Origin of the sequence: Leucobacter sp. wl10, from assembly GCF_003569785.1 — a bacterium.
Lineage (GTDB): Bacteria > Actinomycetota > Actinomycetes > Actinomycetales > Microbacteriaceae > Leucobacter.
This window is the reverse complement of sequence record NZ_KZ983990.1, coordinates 142,773-166,027: the sequence shown is the minus strand read 5'-3', so window position 1 is coordinate 166,027 and position 23,255 is coordinate 142,773. Positions and strand designations below refer to the sequence as shown.

25 protein-coding genes are annotated in these 23,255 nt (G+C 70.6%); 16 read left to right on the top strand and 9 right to left on the bottom strand.

Annotated elements, in window-relative coordinates:
• From D1J51_RS05800 to D1J51_RS05775, 6 genes are read left to right on the top strand one after another with little or no spacing between them, the layout of a single operon-like run.
• Positions 1–951 (top strand): ABC transporter permease, encoded by a 951-nt coding sequence (locus D1J51_RS05800; RefSeq protein ID WP_240422962.1) that lies wholly within the window; start codon positions 1–3, stop codon positions 949–951.
• Positions 948–1,832 (top strand): ABC transporter permease, encoded by an 885-nt coding sequence (locus D1J51_RS05795; protein WP_119074237.1) that lies wholly within the window; start codon positions 948–950, stop codon positions 1,830–1,832. Before D1J51_RS05800 ends, D1J51_RS05795 begins: the two co-directional genes overlap by 4 nt.
• Positions 1,829–2,686, top strand: coding sequence for an ABC transporter ATP-binding protein (locus D1J51_RS05790; RefSeq protein WP_119074236.1), 858 nt, complete (start codon positions 1,829–1,831; stop codon positions 2,684–2,686). The genes D1J51_RS05795 and D1J51_RS05790 overlap by 4 nt, the downstream gene beginning before the upstream one ends.
• Entirely contained in the window at positions 2,683–3,525 is an 843-nt protein-coding gene (locus tag D1J51_RS05785; RefSeq protein WP_119074235.1) for an ATP-binding cassette domain-containing protein, read from the top strand. Before D1J51_RS05790 ends, D1J51_RS05785 begins: the two co-directional genes overlap by 4 nt.
• Positions 3,522–5,048 carry a chlorohydrolase family protein gene (locus tag D1J51_RS05780; RefSeq protein WP_119074234.1) on the top strand — a complete coding sequence of 509 codons (1,527 nt, stop codon included), beginning with the start codon at positions 3,522–3,524 and terminating at the stop codon, positions 5,046–5,048. Before D1J51_RS05785 ends, D1J51_RS05780 begins: the two co-directional genes overlap by 4 nt.
• Positions 5,049–5,102: 54 nt before the next feature.
• Entirely contained in the window at positions 5,103–5,501 is a 399-nt protein-coding gene (locus D1J51_RS05775) for an acyl-CoA thioesterase (RefSeq protein ID WP_119074233.1), read from the top strand.
• 6 nt (positions 5,502–5,507) lie between these two features.
• On the opposite strand, the gene D1J51_RS05770 is transcribed toward D1J51_RS05775, so the two are convergent.
• The 3 genes from D1J51_RS05770 to D1J51_RS05760 all read right to left on the bottom strand — a co-directional run bounded on the left by D1J51_RS05770 (position 5,508) and on the right by D1J51_RS05760 (position 7,591).
• Positions 5,508–5,984, bottom strand: a complete 477-nt coding sequence (locus D1J51_RS05770) for a GNAT family N-acetyltransferase (RefSeq protein ID WP_119074232.1) — start codon at positions 5,982–5,984, stop codon at positions 5,508–5,510.
• On the bottom strand, positions 5,981–6,271 hold the full coding sequence (locus D1J51_RS05765) for a cupin domain-containing protein (RefSeq protein WP_119074231.1): 291 nt from the start codon (positions 6,269–6,271) through the stop codon (positions 5,981–5,983). Before D1J51_RS05765 ends, D1J51_RS05770 begins: the two co-directional genes overlap by 4 nt.
• A 96-nt stretch (positions 6,272–6,367) precedes the next feature.
• On the bottom strand, positions 6,368–7,591 hold the full coding sequence (locus D1J51_RS05760) for a PucR family transcriptional regulator (RefSeq protein ID WP_119074230.1): 1,224 nt from the start codon (positions 7,589–7,591) through the stop codon (positions 6,368–6,370).
• Positions 7,592–7,769: 178 nt separating this feature from the next.
• Between D1J51_RS05760 and D1J51_RS05755 the strand changes: the two genes are divergently transcribed.
• From D1J51_RS05755 to D1J51_RS05745, 3 genes are all read left to right on the top strand, one after another.
• A complete protein-coding gene (locus D1J51_RS05755; protein WP_119074229.1) occupies positions 7,770–9,806 on the top strand; it encodes a hydantoinase/oxoprolinase family protein in 2,037 nt (678 codons plus the stop codon).
• Positions 9,806–11,794: a hydantoinase B/oxoprolinase family protein gene (locus tag D1J51_RS05750; protein WP_119074228.1), complete on the top strand. Its 1,989-nt coding sequence runs from the start codon at positions 9,806–9,808 to the stop codon at positions 11,792–11,794. The genes D1J51_RS05755 and D1J51_RS05750 overlap by 1 nt, the downstream gene beginning before the upstream one ends.
• A 210-nt stretch (positions 11,795–12,004) precedes the next feature.
• A complete protein-coding gene (locus D1J51_RS05745; protein WP_119074227.1) occupies positions 12,005–13,390 on the top strand; it encodes a purine-cytosine permease family protein in 1,386 nt (461 codons plus the stop codon).
• A 75-nt stretch (positions 13,391–13,465) separates the two neighbouring features.
• On the opposite strand, the gene D1J51_RS05740 is transcribed toward D1J51_RS05745, so the two are convergent.
• Complete coding sequence (locus tag D1J51_RS05740; protein ID WP_119074226.1) at positions 13,466–14,932, bottom strand: helix-turn-helix domain-containing protein; 1,467 nt, start codon at positions 14,930–14,932, stop codon at positions 13,466–13,468.
• 93 nt (positions 14,933–15,025) lie between these two features.
• On the opposite strand from D1J51_RS05740, the gene pxpA reads away from it, so the two are divergent.
• From pxpA to D1J51_RS05710, 6 genes are all read left to right on the top strand, one after another.
• Positions 15,026–15,760, top strand: a complete 735-nt coding sequence (pxpA, locus tag D1J51_RS05735) for a 5-oxoprolinase subunit PxpA (RefSeq protein ID WP_119074225.1) — start codon at positions 15,026–15,028, stop codon at positions 15,758–15,760.
• 95 nt (positions 15,761–15,855) lie between these two features.
• Positions 15,856–16,092, top strand: coding sequence for an acetyl-CoA carboxylase (locus D1J51_RS05730; protein ID WP_119074224.1), 237 nt, complete (start codon positions 15,856–15,858; stop codon positions 16,090–16,092).
• A gap of 35 nt (positions 16,093–16,127) precedes the next feature.
• Positions 16,128–17,483 (top strand): acetyl-CoA carboxylase biotin carboxylase subunit, encoded by a 1,356-nt coding sequence (locus D1J51_RS05725; protein ID WP_119074223.1) that lies wholly within the window; start codon positions 16,128–16,130, stop codon positions 17,481–17,483.
• On the top strand, positions 17,480–18,373 hold the full coding sequence (locus D1J51_RS05720; protein ID WP_119074222.1) for a 5-oxoprolinase subunit B family protein: 894 nt from the start codon (positions 17,480–17,482) through the stop codon (positions 18,371–18,373). Before D1J51_RS05725 ends, D1J51_RS05720 begins: the two co-directional genes overlap by 4 nt.
• Positions 18,363–19,325: a 5-oxoprolinase subunit C family protein gene (locus tag D1J51_RS05715; RefSeq protein WP_119074221.1), complete on the top strand. Its 963-nt coding sequence runs from the start codon at positions 18,363–18,365 to the stop codon at positions 19,323–19,325. The genes D1J51_RS05720 and D1J51_RS05715 overlap by 11 nt, the downstream gene beginning before the upstream one ends.
• 9 nt (positions 19,326–19,334) lie before the next feature.
• The gene (locus D1J51_RS05710) at positions 19,335–19,529 is read left to right on the top strand and encodes a tautomerase family protein (RefSeq protein ID WP_119074220.1); all 195 of its coding nucleotides are present in this window, start codon (positions 19,335–19,337) and stop codon (positions 19,527–19,529) included.
• A gap of 58 nt (positions 19,530–19,587) precedes the next feature.
• On the opposite strand, the gene D1J51_RS05705 is transcribed toward D1J51_RS05710, so the two are convergent.
• From D1J51_RS05705 to D1J51_RS05685, 5 genes are all read right to left on the bottom strand, one after another.
• Positions 19,588–20,064, bottom strand: a complete 477-nt coding sequence (locus tag D1J51_RS05705) for an SseB family protein (protein ID WP_119074219.1) — start codon at positions 20,062–20,064, stop codon at positions 19,588–19,590.
• A gap of 54 nt (positions 20,065–20,118) precedes the next feature.
• Positions 20,119–20,733, bottom strand: a complete 615-nt coding sequence (locus tag D1J51_RS05700; RefSeq protein WP_119074218.1) for a CbiQ family ECF transporter T component — start codon at positions 20,731–20,733, stop codon at positions 20,119–20,121.
• Positions 20,730–21,437 carry an energy-coupling factor ABC transporter ATP-binding protein gene (locus D1J51_RS05695; protein WP_119074217.1) on the bottom strand — a complete coding sequence of 236 codons (708 nt, stop codon included), beginning with the start codon at positions 21,435–21,437 and terminating at the stop codon, positions 20,730–20,732. Before D1J51_RS05695 ends, D1J51_RS05700 begins: the two co-directional genes overlap by 4 nt.
• A 122-nt stretch (positions 21,438–21,559) precedes the next feature.
• Positions 21,560–22,192: a biotin transporter BioY gene (locus tag D1J51_RS05690; RefSeq protein WP_119074216.1), complete on the bottom strand. Its 633-nt coding sequence runs from the start codon at positions 22,190–22,192 to the stop codon at positions 21,560–21,562.
• A complete protein-coding gene (locus D1J51_RS05685) occupies positions 22,189–22,551 on the bottom strand; it encodes a CHY zinc finger protein (protein WP_119074215.1) in 363 nt (120 codons plus the stop codon). The genes D1J51_RS05690 and D1J51_RS05685 overlap by 4 nt, the downstream gene beginning before the upstream one ends.
• Positions 22,552–22,667: 116 nt before the next feature.
• Here D1J51_RS05685 and D1J51_RS05680 point away from each other — a divergent pair, with 116 nt between their 5' ends.
• Positions 22,668–23,213 (top strand): TetR/AcrR family transcriptional regulator, encoded by a 546-nt coding sequence (locus D1J51_RS05680; RefSeq protein ID WP_119074214.1) that lies wholly within the window; start codon positions 22,668–22,670, stop codon positions 23,211–23,213.
• Positions 23,214–23,255: the final 42 nt, after the last annotated feature.

Genomic DNA, 23,255 nt, shown 5'->3' with positions numbered 1-23,255 from the left:
GTGTCCATCCCGTCCTTCATCCTCCGGCGCTCGGGCGGCCTGCTGCTCGTGCTGCTGGTCACCTCATTCGTGGTGTTCGGACTGATGTACCTCGCCCCGGGGAGCCCGCTGAGCTTCGTGCTCGGGCCCCGGGGCGGCACCCCCGAGCAGATCGCGAGGGTCACCGAGCAGTACCACCTCGACGACCCCTTCCTGATGCGGTACTTCGCGTGGATCGGCGACATCGTGCGCGGCGATCTCGGCGACTCGATCGTCTACCGCCAGGGGGTCACCGACCTCATCGGCGGGCGCATCGGCACAACCGTCGGCCTCATCGCGCTCGCCACGATCCTCATCGCGGTCATCGGCATCGGGCTCGGCCTGCTCGCCTCGCTGAAGGGCGGCTGGACCGACCAGGTCGTCACCACGGTCGCCACGCTCGGTCTGGCGACCCCGACCTTCGTCATCGGCGTGGCCTTGATCAGCGTCTTCGCCGTGGGACTCGGGTGGTTCCCCACCAACGGCAGCGGCGGAGGCGGCCTCAACACGGTCTTCCATCTCACGCTCCCGGCGATCGCGCTCGCCGTCGCGAGCGCAGCGTACCTCGCCCGCATCACCCGCGCCGCGGTCTTGGAGGAGGAGGGGCGCGAGCACGTGCAGACGGCCGTCGCCCGCGGCCTCCGGCCCGGGCTCATCGTGCGGCGGCACGTGCTCCGCAACGCGCTGATCCCGATCACGACCGTCATGGGCCTCACGATCGCCACCCTCATCGCGGGCGCCGTGGTGGTGGAGAACGTGTTCGCGCTCGACGGTCTCGGCTCGCTGCTGGTCCGGGCGATCCTGCAGCGCGACTTCGCGGTCGTGCAAGCCGTGATCCTCGTGCTCGTCATCGCCTTCGTCCTCATCAACGCGATCGTCGACTTCCTCTACACCCTGATCGACCCGCGCATCCAGCTGGGGAGCAAGCAATGACCGTGCCGAGCACCACCCGGATCGCCCTCTCCCGCGACGTCGCGCAGCAACCGGGCCGGTTCGCGCGGCTCACCCGCAAGCTCGGCGTTCCGGGCCTCATCGCGGCCGTCGTGCTCGCGGTGTTCGTGCTCGTCGCGGCGCTCGCGCCCTGGGCGGCTCCCTACGATCCCAACTTCCCCGACCTCCTCGCTGCGCTCTCGGGGCCGAGCGCGCAGCACCTCCTCGGCGCCGACGCGCTCGGCAGGGACCTGCTCTCGCGCCTCATGTGGGGGGCGCGCATCACTCTGCTCGGGCCGACGCTCGTGATCCTCATCTCGACGGTCATCGGCACGATGCTCGCGCTGCTCGCCGCCTGGAACCGCGGCCGGGTCGACACGGTCATCTCGTGGGTGCTCGACGTGCTGTTCGCGGTGCCCGGCATCGTGTTCGGCCTCATCGCGGTCGCGATCTTCGGCCCCAACCTCATGACGGTGGTGGTCGGGCTCTCGATCGGCTACATCCCGTACGTGGCGCGCGTGGTGCGCGGCGCGGCCCTGCGCGAGCGCGGCATGCCGTACGTGCAGGCGGCGTGGTTGCAGGGGCAGTCGGGCATCGGCATCAGCCTCACCCAGATCCTGCCGAACGTGCAGCCCATCGTGGTCGCCCAGGCCGTGTCCTCGCTCGGCTTCGCGGTGATCGACCTCGCCGCCGTCTCGTTCCTGGGACTCGGCGTGCAGCCGCCCACCGCCGATCTCGGCCTCATGGTCAAGAGCGGCTTCGACTCGGTGCTGCGCGGTCAGCCCGCCGAGGCCATCAGCGCGGGCCTCGCCATCGTCCTCATCGTGTGGAGCATCACCGTGATCGGCGACCGCCTCACCTCGAACGCAAGGAGCATCCGATGAGCGAGCCGCTGCTCGAGGTCGCAGACCTGCACGCCACCCTCGTCGGCGGGTACCGCCGGCTCGACCTGCTGAACGGCGTCGCCTTCACGCTCGACCGCGGCGAGGCGCTCGGCCTCGTCGGAGAGTCCGGATCGGGCAAGTCGCTCACCACGCGGGCCATCACCCGCATGCTGGCCAAGGGCTTCCGGGTGCGGGGCGAGATCCGCTTCGACGGCGAATCCGTGCTGCAGATGAACCGCTCCCGGCTGCGGCAGTACCGGGCGAACGACGTGGGCATGATCTTCCAGGATCCGCGCGCGCACGTGAACCCGGTGCACACCGTCGGCGACTTCCTCACCGAGGTGCTCGTGCGCGAGCGGGGCGCGCACCGGGACGAGGCCGAGCGGCGAGCGGTGCAGCTGCTCGACGAGGTCGGCGTGCGGCACCCGGAGCGGCGGCTGCGGCAGTACCCGCACGAGCTGTCGGGCGGCCTGCTGCAGCGCGTGATGATCGCGAGCGTGCTGCTCGCCGAGCCGCGCCTGATCCTCGCCGACGAACCCACCACGGCTCTCGACGTGACCGCGCAGTCGGACGTCATGGCGATCCTCGACGAGCAGCGCCGCGCGCGCGGCCTCGCTCTGCTCTTCATCACCCACGACCTCGAGCTCGCGAACGCGTGCTGCGACCGGCTCGCGGTCATGTACGCGGGCGAGATCGTCGAGCAGGGCGCCCACGTCTACGACGCACCCACCCACCCCTACACGAAGGAGCTGCTGGGCGCGCGCCCCAGCATCGAGCAGCGGCTCGACCGGCTGCCCGTGCTCGAGTACAACCTCGAGCTGCATCAGGAACTGAAGGCGAGGATCACCCCGTGAACGTCGAAGACCAGGGCGCCGGGCCGCTCATCTCGGTGAGCGAGCTGCGCAAGGTGTTCCCCGCGCCGCGCGGCACGAAGGGCGAGGACGTCGTCGCCGTCGACGGCGTCTCGTTCGAGCTGCTGCCCGATGAGTGCCTCGCGATCGTGGGGGAGTCGGGATCGGGCAAGACCACCGTCGCCCGCATGATCGTGGGGCTCGAGACGGTGACGAGCGGCACTGTGACCGTGGACGGGCAGGATCGTTCGCGGCCGCCCAAGCGCCTGCGCGACCGTCGAGCGCGGGCGCGCGAGGTGCAGTACGTCTTCCAGGACCCGTACTCCTCGCTCAACGGCAGGCAGCGCATCGGCGACGTGATCCTCGGCAACCTCCGGCTGCATGCCGCTGAGGGCGACCGCGGCGGCCTGCGCGCCCGCGCGCAGGAGATCCTCGACGCCGTCGGCCTGCCGCAGCGCTTCTTCGACCGCCTGCCCAGGGAGCTCTCGGGCGGGCAGCGGCAGCGCGTCGCCATCGCGCGAGCGCTCGCCGCCGACCCGAAGGTGATCGTGCTCGACGAGGCGGTCGCCGCGCTCGACGTCTCGATCCAGGCGCAGATCCTCAACCTGCTCGCCGACATCAAGGCGCAGCGGCGGATCAGCTACCTGTTCATCTCGCACGACCTCGCCGTGGTCAACCAGATCTCGGACCGCATGATCGTGATGGAGAACGGACTGGTGGTGGACCGGGGCGTCACGGCCGAGCTGCTGGCGAACCCGACCCACCCGTACACGCGCGCACTGCGCGCCGCGGTGCCCGGGCCCGGGTGGAAGCCGGTGCGGCGGGAGCGGCTGGCCTCGTGAGCGCCGCGGAGCGCGGGGTCGCCCGCGAGCGCTCGGTTGCCGTGCGCGCCGCCTTCGCGATCGTGTTCGACGAGGCTCGCGGGGGCTTCGCCGAGCTGCGCGGCGCGGTGGTGCTCGCGCGGGGCGAGCGCATCGAGGCGGTGGCGGGCGGGGCCGAAGGCGAAGCCCTCGCGGCGGCAGCCGACGAGGTGATCGACCTCGGCGAGAGCCTGCTCATGCCGGGCCTCATCGATCTCGAGGGGCTGGTCGACATCGACCACCTGCTGCTCGACTCGTGGTGGAGCCCCGCGCACGAGGCGCGGCTCGAGTGGTCGGCCGCGTACGCACGCGACCCGCGCGAGGTGCTCACCCCCGGCGAGCGCAGCGCGCTGCGCCGGTACGGACTCGTGCAGCTGATCCTGCACGGGATCACGAGCGCGATGCCCATCGCCACCGAGATCCACGGCGCGTGGGCCGAGACCCACGACGACCTGCTCGACACCGCGCGCACCGCGAGCGAGCTCGGCATCCGGGTCTTCCTCGGCCCCTCGTACCGGTCGGGCGCGCACGTGACGCGCGCCGACGGCTCGCACGGCATCCACTGGGACGAGGCGCTCGGCGAGGCCGGCTTCGCCGACGCGGTGCGCTTCCTCGACACCGCCGAGGCGCTCGGCGACCCGCTCATCACAGGCGTGCTCGCGCCGTGCCGGGTCGAGACCGTGAGCGATGCGATCCTCGCCCGCACCGCCGAGGCGTCGGCCGAGCGCGACGCGCTGGTGCGCGTGCACGCGACCCAGGGGCTCGACTCCGAGATCGGCATCCTCGCCGCCGAGCGCGACGCGACGCCGCTCGGGCTCATCGAGCGCGCCGGCCTGCTGAACGAGCGGCTGCTCCTCGCCCACGGCGTCTACCTCGACGTGCACCCCAATGTGCACGGCGAGGATCGCGGCGACCTCGCCCGCCTCGCCGCCGCGGGCGCCACCGTCGTGCACTGCCCGCTCACCAACGCCCGCTACGCCTTCTGGCTCGAACGGCTCTCGCAGTACCTCGACGCCGGGGTGAACGTCGCGCTCGGCACCGACTCCTTCCCGCCCGACCTGGTGCGCGCCATCGACGCGGGCGTGCAGCTCTCGAAGGCCCAGCACGGCGACCTCGGGCGCGGGCTGCTCGCCGAGTACGTCGAGGCGGCGACGCTCGGAGGGGCCCGGGCGCTGCGGCGGCCCGATCTCGGTCGCATCGCGCCGGGTGCGGCCGCCGACCTGGTGGCGTTCTCGCTGAGCGACCTGCGCACGGGCGCCGTCGACGACCCCGTGCGCACGCTCGTGCTCGCCGGCACCGCGCGCGACGCCCGCTTCAGCATGGTGGCGGGGCGCGTCGTGATGCGCGACGGCCGCATCCCCGGAGTCGACGAGGAGGCGCTGCGCGCGGAGGGGCAGCGCGTCTTCGAGAAGCTGCGCGCCGCCTACCCCGAGCGCGACGCCCTCGCCGCGCCCGCCGGATCGCGCGAGGCGGAGCTGTTCCCGCCGGTGTTCCCGCGGGCGTGAGCGGCGATCCGGGCGCCGCGCCGACCCGATCCCCCTCGCGCGTAGGCTGAGGGCATGAGCGAGTACCGGCACATCGTGCGCAAGTGGGTCAAACCGGAGGATCTCAACCAGCACGGGGCGCTCTTCGGCGGGCGCCTGCTGCAGTGGGTCGACGAGGAGGCGGCGATCGTCGCGGTGGCGCAGCTCGGTACCGTCGACGTGGTGACGCGGCACATGTCCGCGATCGACTTCTCGTCGCGCGCCGACCGCGGCGACCTGCTCGAGCTCGAGTACCGGGTCGTCGGGTTCGGGCGCACCTCGATCACGCTCGCGTGCCGCGTCGAGAACGCGGTCACCGGGCAGGAGGTGCTCACCCTCGAGCGCATCGTGTTCGTGTCGGTGGATCGCGACGGCCGCCCGGTCGTGCACGGGCGCGTCGCGACCACGGGCGGAACCGAGCGGCTGCGCGCCTGAGCGCGGCTACTCCGACGGCGGGAGGTCGTAGGTGACCCAGGCGGTCTGCGCGGCGACGCGGTCGTAGAGGCTGCGCGCGGCGGCGTTGCTCTCGGCGGTGATCCAGCGCACGAGCGCGGCGCCCTCATCGCGCGCGATGCCGCCGAGGCGGCGCAGGATCGCGGACGCCGCTCCGGTTCCGCGCGCCTCGGGCGCGGTGAAGAGGTCGTCGAGATACAGCCCGTACCCGCCGTCGATGGGGCGCGCGAAACGCCGGAAGTGCCCGATCCCGACTACCGCGCCGTCGACCTCGGCGACCAGGCAGCGGCTCTCGTGCGCGGGGTCCATGAGCCAGCCCCACACGGTCTCGTACACCGCGGGGTCGTGCGGCTTGCCGTAGAAGTCGCGGTATCCGCGGTACAGGGCGGCCCACGCGTCGCGGTCGGCCTCGGCGACGAACCTGACCGACGCCTCGCCCCGGCCCGCGGCTGCCCCCGCGCTCACGAGAGCCGCTCCACCTCGACGAAGACGATGGGAGCCGTTGAGGCTCGATTCTCCACCCGGTGCTCCGAGCCCGCGGGGCGCGTGTAGCTCCGGCCGGCGGTGAGCTCGGCTACGGCCTCGCTGCCGTCGGCGTTCGTCACGTGCATAGTGTCGGTGACGAGGGGCACCACGACGTACTCGTGCTCGTGGCGGTGCATCGGGATCGCGCCGCCCGGCTCGATGGTCCACCGCGTGACGCGGAAGTGCTCGTTCTCGAGCTGGACGTCTCCGTGCGATCCGGTGCTCACGATCCTCCTCCTTCCCGGCGTCGGATTCCCGGCCCCGGCGCCGTGCACTCACAGCATAGCCAGGTTCCGGGGATGCTCGCCGGGCGCGGGGCTCCGCTACGGCATCGGGTCGTGCAGGTCGAGCCGCCGGTGCTTCGCCGCGACGCCGACGAGCGCCGGGTAGAGGGCGAGCACGAAGTTCGACATCGCCATCGCCGAGGCGACGGGCATGCCGATCGCCTCCTCGATCCGGCTCAGCCGGTACCGGATGGTGTTCGGGTGCACGAAGAGCGCCTCGGCCGTGCGGGCGACATTCTGCTCGGCCGCGAGGAAGGCGATGAGCGTCTCGCGCAGCAGCGGCGAGCCGATCGGGTCGAGGGTGCGGGCGATGCGCTCCTGCAGCTGCCGGGGGTCGACATGGGAGAGCAGCCAGGTGGAGAGGTCTATCCGGTCGATCCGGATCGGTCCGAGCCGCTCGGGGTGCTCGGTCGCACGGGCCCACTGCCGGCCGATCCCGAGGGCGGTCTCGGCTTCGCGCGCGCCGTCCGGAGTCTGCGCCAGCGCGGTGAACGTTCCCGAGGCTCCCACGAGGTAGCGCTCCGACATCGCGTCGATCCACCGCCCGCTGGCGGCCGAGTCGGGGACCAGGGCCGCGATGACGGCGGGCGAGTCGGCGTCCGCCCGATGGAGCATGATCAGCAGCGGGACGTCGTCGGATCGCGCTCTGCCCACGAGGTGCGCGACGTGGGCCTCGCCGGCCGAGGCCTCGCCGAGCGGAACGAGCTCCAGCGCTCGCACCGGCGCGTAGGCGGGGAAGCCGAACTGGGCGATCCGGGTCCAGAACCGGTGCTCCCTCGAGGGGAGTATGCCGTCGTGGAGCGTCGCGATGAGCTGTTCGTTGTCGCGCCGATCGCGCAGCGTCGCCCCGTACTGGATGCCGTGGAGGGCGCCGAGCAGCCGCTCCGAGGTGTCGAGCAGGAGCTCGCCGATGCGCTCGAGCCGCTCGCCTCCCCGGCTCGCCGCGGCGATGACGTGGATCCCGTCGCGCAGGGCGACCCTCCGGGTGACGACGCGCCACCGCCCGATCCGGATGTCGAGCTCGCCGCGGTTGGTGGCGGCGATCTCGTTCCAGATGAGCTGGGTCGGCGCCTCGCCGGTGCTCGCGATGACGGATCCCTCGAAGTCGTAGATGACGGCGGCGCCGCGGCAGACGGTCCCGATGCGGGAGACGAGAGCGTGCACGGGATCGGGCGAGGAGACGGCCGCGAGCAGGGTGTTGGTGATCTCGAGAGTCGTGCGCAAGCGCTCGACTTCGGCCTGGGTGTTCACGTCGGGGGTCATCGTCGATTCTCCCGGAATTGTGCGAAGGGGATGTTTCTCGGCAGAATCATCGCGCATTTCTTGGAGTTTTCACAACTGGGATGCGGGAAAGCTTCGCATTCTCCAGTGACCGCCGCGCCCGATCGATCCATCGTTGAAGGCATCCCGGAACTCGACGAGGAACTTTCAGGAGGAAGTCATGAGCAGTGTCCGTGTCGCCGTGGACGTCGGCGGAACCTTCACCGACGTGTGCATCTTCGAGGACGACACCCAGCAGATGCGAGTGACGAAGGTGCCGTCGACGCCGCACGATCCGATGGTCGCCGTGATGAACGGCGTGGAGCGGGGCGAGATCGACCTCGGCGATGTCAGCCTGTTCTCGCACGGCACCACCGTCGCCACCAACGCGCTCATCACCCGGAACTTCCCGGCCGCGGCCCTCGTCACGACCAGGGGCTTCCGAGACGTTCTGGAGATCCGGGACGGCACGAAGGACGACCTCTGGGACGCCTACAAGGACGTCTCCGCCCCCTATATCCGTCGACGCGACCGCTTCGAGGTGACCGAGCGCGTCGACTACCTGGGCAAGACCGTCACCCCGCTCGACGAGGCCGAGGCGCGGGAGCTCGCCGAGCTGCTGAAGCGGCGCGGGGTGAAGACGATCGCGGTCTGCTTCCTCAACTCCTACGCCAACCCGGACCACGAGACCCGCATGCGGGAGATCCTCGAGGAGATGATCCCGGACGCCACGGTCTCGACCTCGGCCGAGATCCTGCCCGAGATCTTCGAGTACCCCCGCTTCAACACCGCGGTCGCGAACGCGGTGCTCGCGCCGCTCGTGTCGGGCTACGTCAACCGGCTCGCCGCGCAGCTCAAGCAGGGAGGCTACCGGGGCGACCTGCTCCTCCTCCACTCGGGCGGCGGATCGATGACGCCGCGGCTGGTGGAGAAGTTCCCCGTGCGCCTCGCCGCCTCCGGCATCGCCGCCGGCGCGATCTCCGCGAAGCACATCGCCCAGCAGTGCGGCTACGACAACGCGGTGAGCCTCGACATGGGCGGCACCTCCACCGACATCTCCCTCGTCGCCGACGGCGAGCTGCGCGTCGCGCAGGAGTGGCAGGTGGAGTACGGCCACCCCATCATCTTCCCGTCCATCGAGGTGCTCACGATCGGCGCCGGCGGCGGATCCCTGGCCCACATCGACATCGCCGGGTCGCTCCGCAACGGCCCCCAGTCCGCGGGCGCGGATCCCGGCCCGGCCTGCTACGGCACCGGCGGCGACCAGCCGACCAACACCGATGCCAACCTCGTTCTGGGAAGGCTCGGAACCTCGCTCGCGGGCGGCATGAAGCAGCTGGACCGGAGACTCGCCGAGGAGGCGATCCGCAGGGTGATCGCGGAGCCTCTCGGCATGGGCCTCGAGGAGGCCGCGCAGGCCATCGTCTCGGTGGCCAACGCGAACATGGCCGACGCGGTGCGCCTCGTCTCGATCCGCCGCGGCTACGATCCGCGAGACTTCGCGCTGCTCGCCTTCGGCGGTGCGGGGGCGCTCCACGGCGCCGATGTCGCCAGAGAGCTCGGGATCCCCACGGTCGTCGTTCCGCCGAGCCCCGGCGTCACCTCGGCCATGGGGTGCCTGCTCGTCGACATCCAGCACGACCTGGCGCAGATGCGCACCGGCCTCGCCTCCGCCGCCGATGAGGAGGGGATCGAGGAGGCCTTCGTCGCGCTCGAGACCGAGGCCTCCGCGCGGCTGCGGCACGAGGGCGTCTCCGACGAGGACGCGGTCCTGCAGCGCAAGATCTCGATGCGCTACTCCGGCCAGTGGCGTTCGCTCCAGGTGCCCATGGGTCGCGGCCGCGGGGCGCTGCAGCAGGCGGTGCGCACCTTCCACGAGCAGTACGAACGGGAGTTCAACTTCCGACAGGACGACGCCCCGGTCGAGGTGTACCAGCTGCACCTCACCGCGATCGGCAAGACCCCGAAGCCGTCCTTCCGGCCGGCGCAGCCGGTGCCGCAGGGGCCCGGCGATCCGGTCGAGCGACGGGCCGCATACTTTGGGCACGAGTGGATCGACACCCCGGTCTACGAGCGGGTCGCGCTCGCCGCGGGCACGCGCTTCGAGGGGCCCGTCATCATCACCCAGCTCGATTCCACCACCGTCGTTCCGCCGGGCGCCCGCGCCGAGATCGACGAGTGGTTCAACATCCGCATCCATCTGGAGGAGGTCAACTGATGAGCGAGAACGCTTCTCCGTCCGCAACCCTGGTCCGCGAGACCACGCTCGACCCGGTGACGTTCGAGGTGCTGAAGAACGCCTTCGCCACGAGCGTCGACCTGATGAGCGAGCAGATCCTCCGCACCTGCTACTCCTTCGTCATCTACTCCCGCGACTTCTCGTCGGCGCTGTGCGACGCCCGCGGCAACACGGTGATGCAGGGGTCGGGCGACATCGCCGTGCACGTCGGCACGCTCCACTTCCAGTGCAAGGCCGTGCTCGAGGAGTTCGGCGACGACATCCACCCCGGTGACGTCTTCGCGATCAACGACCCGTACCGCGGCGGCACCCACCTCAACGACGTCTCCTTCGTGCGCCCCGTCTTCTCCGAGGGCAGGATCATCGCCTTCGCGCAGAACAAGGGGCACTGGGCCGACATCGGCGGCAATGTTCCCGGCTCGTTCGACGTGTCGGCCTCCGAGCACTTCTCCGAGGGACTGCGCATCACGCCGGTGCGCATCTGGTCGAGGGGCGTGTATCTGCACGACGTCGCCCAGCTGCTGGTCTCGAACACGCGCGCGCCGGACCAGGCGATGGGGGATCTCCACGCCCAGTCGGAGGCGACCGCGGTGTGCGAGCGGGAGGTGCTGCGCCTCGTCGATCGCTACGGCACGGAGACCGTCGTGCTCGCGATGCAGGAGACGCAGGACTACGTCGAGCGCACCGTGCGCCGCCGGCTCGAGGGGTATCCGCGCGGCAGCTGGTCGACCGTCGACTATCTCGACCTCGACCCTGGCGCCGGAGAGGGGCTCGTTCCCGTGGAGATCACGATGACGCTCGACGGGCAGGGCATCCACTACGACGTCAAGGGAGGCCCGGTCGTCAAGACGTTCCTCAATTCGGGGTACGGCACGACGTTCTCCGCGATCTACGCCGGGACGAAGACGTTCTTCCCCGATGTGCCCCTGAACTCCGGCTTCTACGCGGCGGTCACCGCAGACATCGGACCCGAGGGGACTGTGGTGAACGCGGGGTGGCCGTACGCGGTCACGGGCACGGTGTCGGGCCCGTACGAGAAGCTCATGAACGGGATCTTCGAGCTCTGGTCGAAGATCATGCCGGAACGGGCGATGGCCTGCGCCTTCAACCTGGAGTACCTGCTCGTCGGAGGCCGTGACGCCCGCATCGAGAGCAAGCCCTACTTCATGTGGTACGACTGGATGGCCGGCGGCTGGGGCGGCCGGGCGAACAAGGACGGGTCGAGCGCCACCGCGCCCGTGTTCGGCGCGGGCCTCGCGGTGCAGCCCTGCGAGGGCCAGGAGCGGCTCTCGCCGGTCATCACCTCGATGCACCGGATCGGCACCGACTCCGGCGGGCCCGGCCGGTTCCGCGGCGGCTGCGGCATCGAGAAGGGCGGCACCATCACCGACGCCGATGCCACGGTCATGAGCTACTGCTGCGATCGCGCTCGCTCGATCACCTGGGGAATCGAGGGCGGCCTGCCGTCGATTCCGCACGGGGTGTGGCTCAATCGGGGCACCGAGAACGAGCGGTTCCTGGGTTCGATCTTCTCCTCGGTGCCCGTGCAGCCGGGCGACGCCTTCTACCGCCCTTCGGCGGGCGGCGGCGGGTTCGGGGACCCGCTCGAGCGTCCGCCGGAGGAGGTGCTGGAAGACGTGATCGATCAGTACGTCTCGCCCGAGCGGGCGGCGGAGGACTACGGGGTGGTGATCACTCCCGTCGATCCCGCGCTGGATCGGTACGAGATCGACCGCGAGGCCACCGCCGAGAAGCGGGCTTGGATCCGCGAGCACCGGGCCGGGTGGCTCGAGGTGGGGCCGGAGGAGATCGCGGCGAAGTACCGAGCCGGCGAGATCGGCCTGCTCGATGTGATTCGCCGTTACGGCGTCATCCTCGACTGGGGCACGGGCGAGCTCTTCGAGGAGACCACCCGGCAGCATCGCGCGCAGATGCTCCGCCGTTCCGCAGCCCACTGGTCGGACTGACGGGGCGGGCCGGAGAGGCGGTGCTCGGCTCACGGTCTTCCCGGTTCCGCAGCTCATCTTGTGCAAAAGCCTGAAAAATCAATATCGGTTACTGGCTTCAGCCCAATAGTTATGGGCTGACCGTCCCCACACAATTGAGGGCGCGCTAGGAGTTCACCGCCTGCAATCCGCCACCCCTTCCCCGCCCGTATACCAATGGAGGTATCCACCGTGAACATCAATCTGACAGGGACTAACGACGACGTCGAAGCCACCGACGCCCTCGCCCGCGAGGGCGACGACGAAGACCAGATGAAGCGCGGCTCGCTCGCGATGGCCTTCTACGGCGTCGCGAGCGCCTTCTTCTTCGTCTACATCGGCGCCGCGATGGCCTCGGCCTACGGCACCGTCAACGCCATCATCGGGATCGTCCTGACGATCATCGCCTACGGCCTCATCAACGCCGTGCTCTCGAAGTACGCGCTGAACAACCGCACCACCGTCGCCCAGTTCTCGCGCACCATCCTCGGCACCGCGGGGTCGACGATCGCCACGATCATCTTCGCGCTCGTCGCCATCTACTACGCCGTGTTCGAGGGCTCCATCATCGCCTACGCCTTCATGGAGATGTTCGGCGGCGAGATGTGGATGTGGAGCCTGATCGTCGTGATCTACTCCACGCCGCTGATCCTCGGCGGTGCGCGGCGCTTCCTCGACAAGCTGAACGGCTGGCTGATGCCGATCTACTTCTTCGGCCTCGTCGCGGCGGTGATCTGGGCCGGCGTGCAGTACGGCTTCAGCGATACGTGGATCACCCAGGACGTGGGGCCGGTGCCGTTCGCGATGGGCGGTCCCGGCTGGCTCGCCGTGTTCGCCGGCTACATGGGCATCTGGATCATGATGATGTTCACGATGGACTACGCCGCCCTCGGCAAGCGCCAGGACATCAAGTTCCATCAGAACGTCACCTTCGGCTGTGTGTTCTACACGCTCGCCTACGGCTTCGCGGCGTTCGTCGGCGTATTCCTCACGTTCACGATCCCCGGCGTGGAGGTCTCCGAGACGGGGCTGGCCGGCGGTCTGGTCTCCATGATGGGCATCCTCGGCCTGCTCGTGATCTGGGTGTCGCAGACGCGCATCAACACGGCGAACTACTACCTGGGCGCGGCGAACCTCCGGGCGTTCGGCGAGCGGCTGCGCATCCGGATGCCGAACATCGTCTGGATCCTGATCTCCTCGATCATCATCTACCTGCTGATGCTCCTGCCGATCGTGCGGTACCTGCTGCTGGCCCTCGCCTGGCAGGGCGTGCTGGTGACGGCCTGGGTGGCGATCGCGCTCACGCACATCCTCGTATCGCGCGGCAAGCACCAGGAGCACGCGGCCATCGGTGATCAGCACTACCGGGCGTTCAACTCGAACGGCCTGATCGCCTGGATCATCGGCACCGTGGTCGGTCTGGTGTTCCTGCAGCTCGGCAGCTTCAACGCGGATCTCGCGGGCATCGGCGCCACCTGGGGCCCCATCCTGACCGTGGCGCTCTCCGCGGCGGTGTACGCCGCCCTGTGGAAGGCCAATCCGTCGAGCCGCACCGGCCTCATCAGGGTCGTCGGCTGACCGGTCGACGGCGCTGCCGTCCGGGCTCGGGCCGCGGGATCCGTCGGGCTCGCCCGCCGATCCCGCGGCCCGATCTCAGTAGGGCTCGAGGTCGACGAGCCGCAGGGCCATGAGGCAGGTGGCGCGGCCGTCGAGGGTGTCGAGGGAGATGCCGATGATGTCCTCGATGCGGCGCAGCCGATAGCTGAGCGAATTGCGGTGGATGTAGAGCTCCTCGCAGGTGCGGGCGAGGTGGGCGTCGTTGCGCAGCCAGGTGCGCAACGTCGGCAGCAGCTCGGTCGCGCGCTGCTCGTCGTGCAGGATGAGGGGGGCGAGGAACCGCTCGGCCGACTCGCGCGCACCGCGTCCGGCGGCCGCCGCGACGACGGCGCTCAGGCCGAGGATCGGGGCGGAGCAGGGCTTGTCGATGTGCCGCACGAGGTCGAGCGCGTGCACGAGGGCGATGCGCAGCTCGTCGACCGTGCGCGACGGCTGCCTGAGCACGAGAGGGACGGCCGGCTCCATCTGCAGGATGCGGCCCGCAACCGTGGAGAAGTCGTCGCGCGGGAACTGGGCGAGGGCGATCATGTGCTCGTCCAGCTCGGCCACGCGCACGTCGTGGAACGCGTTGTGCAGCGCGACGCGCACCTGCCACGCCGCAGCGGAGTGCTCGCCCGTCATGTCGGCCACGAGCAACGCCGTCTCGGCGCGGCGGCTGAGGCCCAGCTCCTGGAAGGCGTCGGCGACGTCGCTGCGGGTGAACTCCGACCACCCGACGCAGCGGTTCACGAACCGCAGCATGTCGCGCTGGCTGCTCGCATCGACGACCACCGAGCGGTTCAGCTGCAGGGCGAGGATCGAGGTGACGGGAGCGAGCAGAGACTCGATCTCGGCGGTCGAGCCGTAGCGCTGCACCGCGAGCTGGCACGGGTTGCGCAGCCCCATCGGCAGCGACACGGTGAGGGCGTCCGGCTGGGAGGCCCGACCGGCCCCGGTGCGCCAGGTGACCGCCTCCGGGTACTGCGCGATCAGGGCGTCGAAGGCGTCGTAGACGGCGATGGGGAGCTCGAGCGCCGCGTAGATGGCGGCGAGGAGCGTGGTGATCTCCGCGCCCTGGCTGGCGAGGCGGGCGCACTCGTCCGCGAGCGACCAGCCGCGGTCGATGAGCTCGATGCGCTCCGCCTGCAGCACGCTGTCGACGTGCTGCCCGATCTTCAGCAGCGGCACCGTGGTCGGCACCTCGAACAGCGGGACGTCGTAGCGGGTGCAGGCGGAGACGAGCCCCTTCGGCAGGGTGTCGTACGCCGCGCCGACGGCGAAGGCGAGCGCCGCGACGGGCACGCGGGTGAGCCGTTCGACGTACGCGTCCCAGATGCTCTGCTCGGTGAAGTTCATGCCGATGCCAGAGGTGAGCAGCAGCACATTCGTGTCGAGGAAGGGTGTGGGGTCGAGGTGCTCGGTGGGTGCGCATCTGCTCACCTCCCAGCTCAGTCGGTCCGTTCCCGAGGGGGTCTCGAGGCGGAGCTGCAGCGAGGGCTCGGTGAGAAGATCAGCTACGCGCATGCGGCCGCCGTTCTACGTTGTGCATGATCAAAGCTCAATAATTCTTGCATATGCACAGTAACGATTTGCGCGCGGGCGACGTAGCTTGGGTGCATGGATGCACAAAGCCGTGAGAATCTGACTCTGAACTCCGATATGGGCGAGGGCTTCGGACTGCACCGCTTCGGCAACGACCCCGCGCTGATGACCATCATCGACGTCGCCAACGCGGCCTGCGGGTTCCACGCGGGAGACCCGAGCGTCATGGACGAGACGGTCGCACTCGCCAAGGAGCACGGGGTGCGCGTCGGCGCGCATCCCGGTCTTCCCGACCTGACCGGCTTCGGGCGCCGAGAGATGAAGCTCACCCCCGAGGAGGTCGAGAGCATCGTCCGCTATCAGGTGGGCGCGCTCGCCGGCTTCCTGACCAAGCACGGAATGCCGCTCAATCACATCAAGCCGCACGGCTCCCTCTACGGCATGCTCGCGCGCGACGAGCAGCTCATGGCCGGAGCTGTGCGCGTGGCGAAGGACTTCGGCGTGCCCGTCTTCGGCATCGCGGGCTCGGCGCACCAGCGCGTGGCGGAGCGGGAGGGCGTGGAGTTCGTCGGTGAGCTCTACGTCGATCTCGACTACAACGCGGAGGGCGGGCTCATCATCCTCCGTCAACCGCACGCCACCGATCCCGCCGCGGCGGCCGAGCGGGTACAGCGCGTTCTCGACGAAGGCGTGGTCCTCGCGAACGACGGCACCGAGCTCTCGATCTCCTTCTCGAGCGTCTGCGTGCACTCGGACACCCCGAACGCCGTCGAGGTAGCCACGGCCGTGCGCAAGGTCCTCGGAGGCTAGGTCTCCACTCCGCCGTCGATAGGCGACGAACCTCGCCGCGCGGTGCGCCCCGCCCGAGCACGGCGCCCCACCCCAAGGAAAAGAGAAACACACCCATGAGTTCGCAGATCACCGCACCGCTTCCCGGCATCTTCTACCGTCGTCCGGGCCCGGACAAGGACCCCTTCGTCGAGGTCGGCGACACCGTCGAGGAGGGTCAGACGATCGGCCTCATCGAGATCATGAAGCAGTTCACCGAAGTGCGCTCCGAAGCGGCCGGCGTACTCACCGCGTTCCAGATCGATGACCTGGGGATGGTCGGCCCCGGCGACGTGATCGCGACCATCGACTAGCGGCGTCGCGCAGACACTTGATGAATGAGGCAACCGTGAAGAAGCTACTCATCGCCAATCGAGGCGAGATCGCCGTCCGCATCATCCGCGCGGCGCATGAGATGGGCATCGAAGCCGTCGCGGTGGTGAGCGAGGCCGATCGGGCGTCGAGCGCCGCCGATCTCGCCGACGAGACGGCGGTCATCGGTCCCGCCCCGGCGAACCTGAGTTACCTCAACCACGAGGCCGTGCTGCAGGCCGCCGTCGACACGGGCGCCGATGCGATCCACCCGGGCTACGGATTCCTCTCGGAGAACGCGGAGTTCGCCCGGAAGGTGCAGCAGGCCGGCATCACCTGGGTCGGCCCGAACCCCGATGCGATCGAACTGATGGGGGACAAGTCGCGCGCCCGGCAGGCCGCGATCGACGCCGGTGTGCCGACGCTCGCCGGTACCGCCGGCGCGCTCGACACCTCCGTCGATATCGAGGCGATCGCGGACGAGATCGGCTACCCGCTCCTGGTGAAGGCGTCCGCCGGCGGGGGAGGCCGCGGCATCCGCCTCATCGGCTCCCGCGAGGAGGTCCGCAGCACCGTCGAGGTCGCGCAGGCAGAGGCTCTCGCAGCCTTCAACTCGAGCGAAGTGTACTTCGAGCGCTTCGTGACGCGTGCGCGCCACGTCGAGGTGCAGGTGCTGGGAGACGGCGAGAGCTGGGTGCACCTCGGGGACCGCGACTGCTCGATGCAGCGCCGTCAGCAGAAGGTCATCGAGGAGGCTCCTGCGCCGGGCCTGCCCGACGAGGTGCGGCAGCGCATGCGGGACAGCTCGGTCGAGCTCGCCCGGCAGGTGGGATACATCGGAGCCGGCACCGTCGAGTTTCTCTACGATCCCGATCGCCGAGAGGTGGCGTTCATCGAGATGAACACCCGCCTCCAGGTGGAGCACCCCATCAGCGAGGCCATCACCGGCATCGATCTCGTGCGCGAGCAGCTCCGCGTCGCGGCCGGGGAGAAGCTCGGCTTCGCGCAGGAGGACATCCGCTTCGACGGGCACGCCTTCGAGTTCCGCATCAACGCGGAGGACCCCGACAACAATTTCATGCCGAGCCCCGGCGTGATCGAGCTCCTCGAGTGCTCCGGCGGCCCCGGCATACGCTCCGACTTCGGCTTCACGGCGGGCAAGACGGTGATGCCGTTCTACGATTCGCTGCTCGGCAAGCTCATCGTCTGGGCGCCGGATCGCGATCGCGCGATCGCACGCGCGGTGCGCGCCCTCGGCGAGAGCCGGATCGAAGGGGTGAAGACGACGGTGCCCCTCATGCGCCGTCTGATAGCCCTCGACGACTTCCGCTCGGCCCAGCACCACACGACCTACATCGAGTCCGTTCCCGGCCTGCTAGGAGTGAACCCATGACACTGCCCGAACACGCTCGTTACACCTGGGGAGGCGACGAGTTCCTGCTCGTCGAGATCTCGGACGAGATGTCCCTCGAGGCGAACTTCGTCTCCAACTCCATCGCCGAGGGTCTGCAGGCCCGCGGCCTCGACGGCATCGTCGACATCTGTCCCGCCAACGCGTCGCTGCTCGTGCGCTTCGATCCGGATCGCCTCGACTACCGGACGCTCGAGCGCGTCGTCCGCGATCTCGAGCAGGAGGTGCGCGCGGCCACGGTGCAGGAGCTGCAGACGCGCATCATCGAGGTGCCCGTCTGGTACGACGACCCGTACACCCGCGAGACCGGCGCACGGTTCCGCGAGGGGTACCACCAGCGGCCCGAGGGCACCGACCTCGACTACGCCGCCGAGGTGAACGGGCTCGCCGACGCCGAGGAGTTCATCCGCCGCCACAGCGAGACGCCCTGGCTCGTCTCGATGGTCGGCTTCGTGGCGGGGCTTCCCTTCCTCTTCCAGCTGACCCCCCGCGAGCACCAGCTCGTCGTGCCCAAGTATCTGAGCCCTCGGACGGATACGCCGGCCCTGACCGTCGGCATCGGAGGCTGCTTCACCGCGCACTACTCCGTGCGCGGGGCGGGCGGCTACCAGATGCTCGGCGTCGCCCCGGCGCCGATCTACGACCCCGAGCAGCGCCTCGGCGACTTCGCGGACTTCCAGGTGTTCTTCCGCACCGGGGACATCGTCAAGTACCGTCCCGTCGACGAGGCCGAGTACCGTGCGGTCCAGGCCGAGGTCGAGGCCGGCACCTACACGTACAGGCAGGCCCCGGTGACCTTCGTCCTGGCCGACGCGCTCGCCGACCCCGAAGCCTGCAACCGCACACTCCTGGAGGCCCTCGATGTCGCTTGAGATTCTCACCCCCGGACTCGCCACGACCGTGCAGGATCGCGGGCGCTTCGGCTACTACAACGTCGGGATCCCGCAGGGCGGGGCCATGGACCAGTACAGCGCGGCGCTCGGCAACCGCCTGGTCGGGAACACCCCCGATGAGGCGGTGCTCGAGTGCACCTACCTCGGGCCCGGGCTGAAGACCGACAGCGACGCCGTGGTCGCGGTGACGGGCGCTCCGGTCGAGGTGCTCGTGAACGGGGAGCCGGCCGCGCAGAACGCCCGGCTCGAGCTGCGCGCGGGCGACGAGCTCTCCTTCGGGCCGCTGCGCGGCGGCGCGAGATTCTACATCGCGGTCGCGGGCGGCATCGACGTCCCCGTCGCGCTCGGATCCCGCTCGACCTACCCGATCGGGAGGCTGGGCGGGGTCAATGGCCGCGCGATCCAGGCCGGCGACGTACTGCCCGTCGGAACGCCTTCAGGGGCGCTTCCGCAGCTCGACTCCCTGCCCGAGGATCTCATCCCCGAGTACGAGCGCGAGGTCTCCGTGCGCATCATGCTCGGCCTCTACGATCACAAGCTCACCGACGAGGGGCGCAGCAACCTCGTCGAGGCCGAGTGGACGCTGACGCCGGTCGCGGACCGTATGGGCTTGCGCCTCGACGGGCCGGGCGCCCCCTGGAAGGAGGGCGAGCAGCCCTTCGGCGCGGGGCAGGACCCGTCGAACATCGTCGACGCCGGGTACGCCGTCGGTTCGATCCAGATCCCGGGCGGCACCCAGCCCATCATCCTGCACCGCGACGCGGTATCGGGGGGCGGCTACGCGCAGGCGGGAACGGTGATCAGCGCCGACATGGACCTGGTCGCGCGCCTCGCGCCCGGCTCCAAGGTGCGCTTCGTACCCGTCACGATGGAGGAGGCGCTCGCCGCGCGCGCCGAGCGGAACGCCCTCCTCGAGCGGGTCTGGTCGTAGGAGGTTCCGATGCCGCTGGTCAACGTCAAACTGTTCGAGCATCGACTGCGGGAGGATCCCGAGCTGGCGAAACGCCTCGCCGTCGCCATCGACGAGGTCGTCGCCGAGCACTGCACCGCGCCGGGCGGCAAGCGACCCGACACGTGGGTCACGGTGGAGGGCGTGCCGCGGGAGCAGTGGACGTTCAACGGAGAGACCCGCTGAGCCGGCTCGGAACGGAGGCGGGGTCTTCTCCGCCGTGCCGGACTCAGCCGCCCGCCGTCTAGCGCATCGCCTCGAGCCCGTCGCCCGTGATCGGCTCGTCGCCGGCCGCGAGCGACACGTACTTGCGCAGCACCACGAGCGAGGCCGAGGCCTTGTCGAACTCGGCCGCCACGAAGCGGTCGGAGCCGATCAGCGCGAGCGCCTCGCGCGCCGGCATCACGGCGCCCCTCAGCTGGTCGCGCCGCTCGGCCGGCACGACGGCGCGCAGCTCGTCCATCGACGTGAAGAGCGGCAGCACGAGCTGGCCCTTCGTCGAGCGGATCGTGCGCACGCGGTGGCCCTTCTTCTTCGGCGGGGCGCCCGAGACGTCGACCACGAGGTATCCCTCGCGCAGCGACGTCAGAAACGCGGCGAGATGCTCGTAGTCGGGCGTTCGCTGCAGGGACTCCAGCGCCGCGCGCGCCCCATCGTTCGCGTAGTCGGCGTGCACCTCGTCGGGAATGTCCGGCGCCCCCGGCGCGTCGTCTCGAACCATGCCCCCAGCCTACGGCCTGCGGGGCGGGGAAGAGGGCAAGGGCGCTCCGACCGCTCACTCCTCGCCGATACCGCGCGCCGCGAGCGCCTCGCCCGTCAACTGCGCGTGGGCGACCGTGCGCAGCACGAGGGGGACGACGAGCGCCCGCGGGCTTCGCTCGAGCCCGCGCGCCTTCGCCGCGGCGCGGGTCTCGCGGGCGATGCCGAGGATGTTCGGGATCGCGGTGATCACGAGGGAGAACGCGAGCGCGGCGCGATCCGGATCCACCCTCAGCGGACGCAGCGGCCGGAGCGCCCGGGCCACCGTGTCGAGCATGTCGGCGACAGCGGTGCTCGCGGTCACGGCGCTCGCCGCGAGGATCAATGCGAGGAGGTCGCCGACGACCTCGAAGCCGCGCTCCCAGCCGCGCTGCCACCACTGGAACGCGAACAGCGGGATCGCGATGAACGCGAAGCCTCTGGCGACGCGCAGGAGGTGGCGCCCGCGGAGTCCCGCGATGACGGCGAGCGCGAGCGCGACGGCGAGCCCGAGCGCGGTGGCGAGCGCCCCGCGCTGAGCGATCGCGGTGATCGCGAAGCCGAAGAGGCCGAGCAGCTTCGCGCCGGGGCGCAGCCGGTGCAGCGGGCCGCGTCCCGGAATGTAGGCGCCGAGCGGCGACCAGGCGTTCACGCGACGCTCGCCCGGTAGTGGGCGACGGCCTCGCGGGAGTCGCCGTCGAAGGCGACGCGACCGGACGCGATGACGATCGTGCGGTCGGCGCGCTCCGCGAGTTCGAGGTCGTGCGTCACGACGACGACCTGCTGCGGCAGCGACATCAGCAGATCGCCGACCAGGCGGCTGTTGCGCAGGTCGAGCAGGGTCGTAGGCTCGTCGGCGACGAGAATCGAAGGCCCCGTCGCCAGCACGGTCGCGATCGCGAGCAGCTGCTTCTGCCCGCCCGAGAGGGTGTGCACGCTGCGATCGGCGAGGTGGTCGAGCCCGAAGCGCTCGAGCGCGGCGAGAGCCGCGGCGTTCCGCTCCCGCCTGTCGCGATGGCTGCGCCGCAGGGAGAGCGCGACGTCCTCGAGCACCGTCGGCATGATGAGCTGGGCTGCGGGATCGGTGAAGACGAAACCCACGGCGCGCCGCACGGCGGGACCGTCGCGACGGGTGTCGAGGGCGTCGGATCCCGCCTCCGGGCGGAGGACCAGCACCTCGCCCGTCGTCGGCTCGAGGAGCCCGTTGAGGAGGCGCGCGAGCGTCGATTTGCCGGAGCCGTTGCCGCCGATGATCGAGATGCGGTGCTCGCTCAGCTCGAGCGATGTCGGCTGCAGGATCGTCGTCTCGCCCTCGGGCGTGGGCGCGACGACGCCGGCGCTGCGGAGTGCGATCACGCGGGGCTCCTCGGGGATGCTGGGCGTTTTGCCGGGGTGCGGCTCGGGTTCTGCAATCGAGGTGCGCCTTTCAGGCGGTTCGGATCTGTCAAAGCGCCTGAAAGGCGCACCTCGATTCCGGGCTACCGGGACGAACCCGAGCCATTGGATCGGCGGAGCAGCAGCGCCGGGAAGGCGCGGTGCACCGCGGCCGCGACGAGGGCGGCGAGCAGCGCCTTCACGACGTCGCCGGGCACGAACACGACGTCCACGACGGCCGCCTCGCCGAGCGACATGCCGCCGCGCCAGGCGAGGCCGACGATGCCGAGCGCGTGGTTGACCGCCACGCCGGCCAGGGTCGCGAGGAAGAGGAGGAGCGCCGTCGACACGCCGCTGCGGCGCGGGATCCGAGCCGCGACGAGGCCCGCCGTCGCAGCCGCGAACGGGAACGAGACGAGATATCCGACGGTCGGACCGGCGAAGGGGGCGAGACCCGCGCTTCCCCCCGCGAACACGGGGAGGCCGATCGCGCCGATCGCGAGGTACAGCAGGGCGGCGAGGAAGCCGCGGCGCGCGCCGAGCACGGCGCCGGTGAGCACGACCGCGAAGGTCTGCAGGGTGAAGGGCACGGGGCCGACGGAGACGGCGGGGAGGATCGCGGACACGGCGATGAGCGCCGCGAACGTCGCGACGAGGGCGAGATCGGTCGCGGGGCTGCGCCGCGGCGCCGATCTCCCGCGCTGGGAGTCGATGTCGGTGGACGCGTGTTCGGTCATGGTGTCTCCGTGGTGAAGTCGAAGTAGATGTCGTGATGGAGGCTGCAGCCGGGGTTGAACCGTGCGGCGCAGGAGGGGCAGGCGTCGGTGCGCAGGTACTCGTCGATGCGCAGCTCGGTTCTGCAGACGCCGCAGAGCACCGCGCGGCGCCCGGCGTCGTCGGCGCCCCACCTCTCGATCGGGTGCCCGGCCGATTCCTCGTGGCACTCGAAACAGGGGTAGAACTCGCCGCAGCACTTGAACCTCAGGGCGATCACGTCGGTCTCGCCGCGGTAGTGCGCGCAGCGGGTCTGGGCGTCGACGGTGCTGCCGAGCACGCGGGGGCCGGGCGGGGGTACCGCTGTCGAGCTCGGGGTCACGGGCGTCTCCTGGGTGGGGGCGGCTCGCGGCGCCCGCGCCTGTCGCGGAGCGGTCGTCGCGTCTACCTGAACGGTGTTCTGGTGAACGATGTTCAGGTTAGCGCTAAGCTGGGGGAATGCGCAACACCCTCGCCGACGTCGTCGCCGGGGCGCTGCGGGTGCTCGACGCGCAGGGGCTCGAGGGATGCTCCATGCGGCGGGTCGCCGCCGAGCTCGACGTCCAGCCGAGCGCGCTGTACCACCACGTACCCGACAAGCAGACGCTGCTCGCGCTGATGGCCGACGAGATCGTCGGGGGAGTCGGCGGGATCGGCGGCGAAAGCGCCCCCGAGGCCGGGGACGCGCGTGCGCTCTGCATCGAACTGCGCCGCGCTATGCTCGCGGTGCGCGACGGGGCCGACGTCGTGGCGACCGCCGCCGCGTTCAGGCTCGGCGCCTCTCGGGTGGAGGACCGCCTCGCCGCGCTCGCCGGGGCCGACGGCGCCCGCACGCTGCTGCTCTACACCTTCGGCCACGCGCAGTCGACGCAGACGCACCTGCAGGCGGCGGCGCTGGGTGCGCTGGTGGATCCCGGGTCCGCGGCGCCGGCGGATCCCGCCGACCTCGACGCCTCGTTCGAGCGGGGGCTCGACATCATCCTCGCCGGGCTCGGGGCGCGGTAGCGGAGCCTCCGGCGCCGCCCCGTTCCCCTCCGGGGCAAACGG

Coding starts and splice junctions, on each gene's coding strand:
- D1J51_RS05760 (WP_119074230.1), bottom strand. CDS start 7,591: ATGACCCCCGACGTGAACACCCAGGCCGAAGTCGAGCGCTTGCGCACG.
- D1J51_RS05715 (WP_119074221.1), top strand. CDS start 18,363: ATGTCGCTTGAGATTCTCACCCCCGGACTCGCCACGACCGTGCAGGAT.
- D1J51_RS05740 (WP_119074226.1), bottom strand. CDS start 14,932: ATGCGCGTAGCTGATCTTCTCACCGAGCCCTCGCTGCAGCTCCGCCTC.
- pxpA (WP_119074225.1), top strand. CDS start 15,026: ATGGATGCACAAAGCCGTGAGAATCTGACTCTGAACTCCGATATGGGC.
- D1J51_RS05795 (WP_119074237.1), top strand. CDS start 948: ATGACCGTGCCGAGCACCACCCGGATCGCCCTCTCCCGCGACGTCGCG.
- D1J51_RS05730 (WP_119074224.1), top strand. CDS start 15,856: ATGAGTTCGCAGATCACCGCACCGCTTCCCGGCATCTTCTACCGTCGT.
- D1J51_RS05775 (WP_119074233.1), top strand. CDS start 5,103: ATGAGCGAGTACCGGCACATCGTGCGCAAGTGGGTCAAACCGGAGGAT.
- D1J51_RS05750 (WP_119074228.1), top strand. CDS start 9,806: ATGAGCGAGAACGCTTCTCCGTCCGCAACCCTGGTCCGCGAGACCACG.
- D1J51_RS05690 (WP_119074216.1), bottom strand. CDS start 22,192: ATGACCGAACACGCGTCCACCGACATCGACTCCCAGCGCGGGAGATCG.
- D1J51_RS05680 (WP_119074214.1), top strand. CDS start 22,668: ATGCGCAACACCCTCGCCGACGTCGTCGCCGGGGCGCTGCGGGTGCTC.
- D1J51_RS05790 (WP_119074236.1), top strand. CDS start 1,829: ATGAGCGAGCCGCTGCTCGAGGTCGCAGACCTGCACGCCACCCTCGTC.
- D1J51_RS05755 (WP_119074229.1), top strand. CDS start 7,770: ATGAGCAGTGTCCGTGTCGCCGTGGACGTCGGCGGAACCTTCACCGAC.
- D1J51_RS05720 (WP_119074222.1), top strand. CDS start 17,480: ATGACACTGCCCGAACACGCTCGTTACACCTGGGGAGGCGACGAGTTC.
- D1J51_RS05705 (WP_119074219.1), bottom strand. CDS start 20,064: ATGGTTCGAGACGACGCGCCGGGGGCGCCGGACATTCCCGACGAGGTG.
- D1J51_RS05710 (WP_119074220.1), top strand. CDS start 19,335: ATGCCGCTGGTCAACGTCAAACTGTTCGAGCATCGACTGCGGGAGGAT.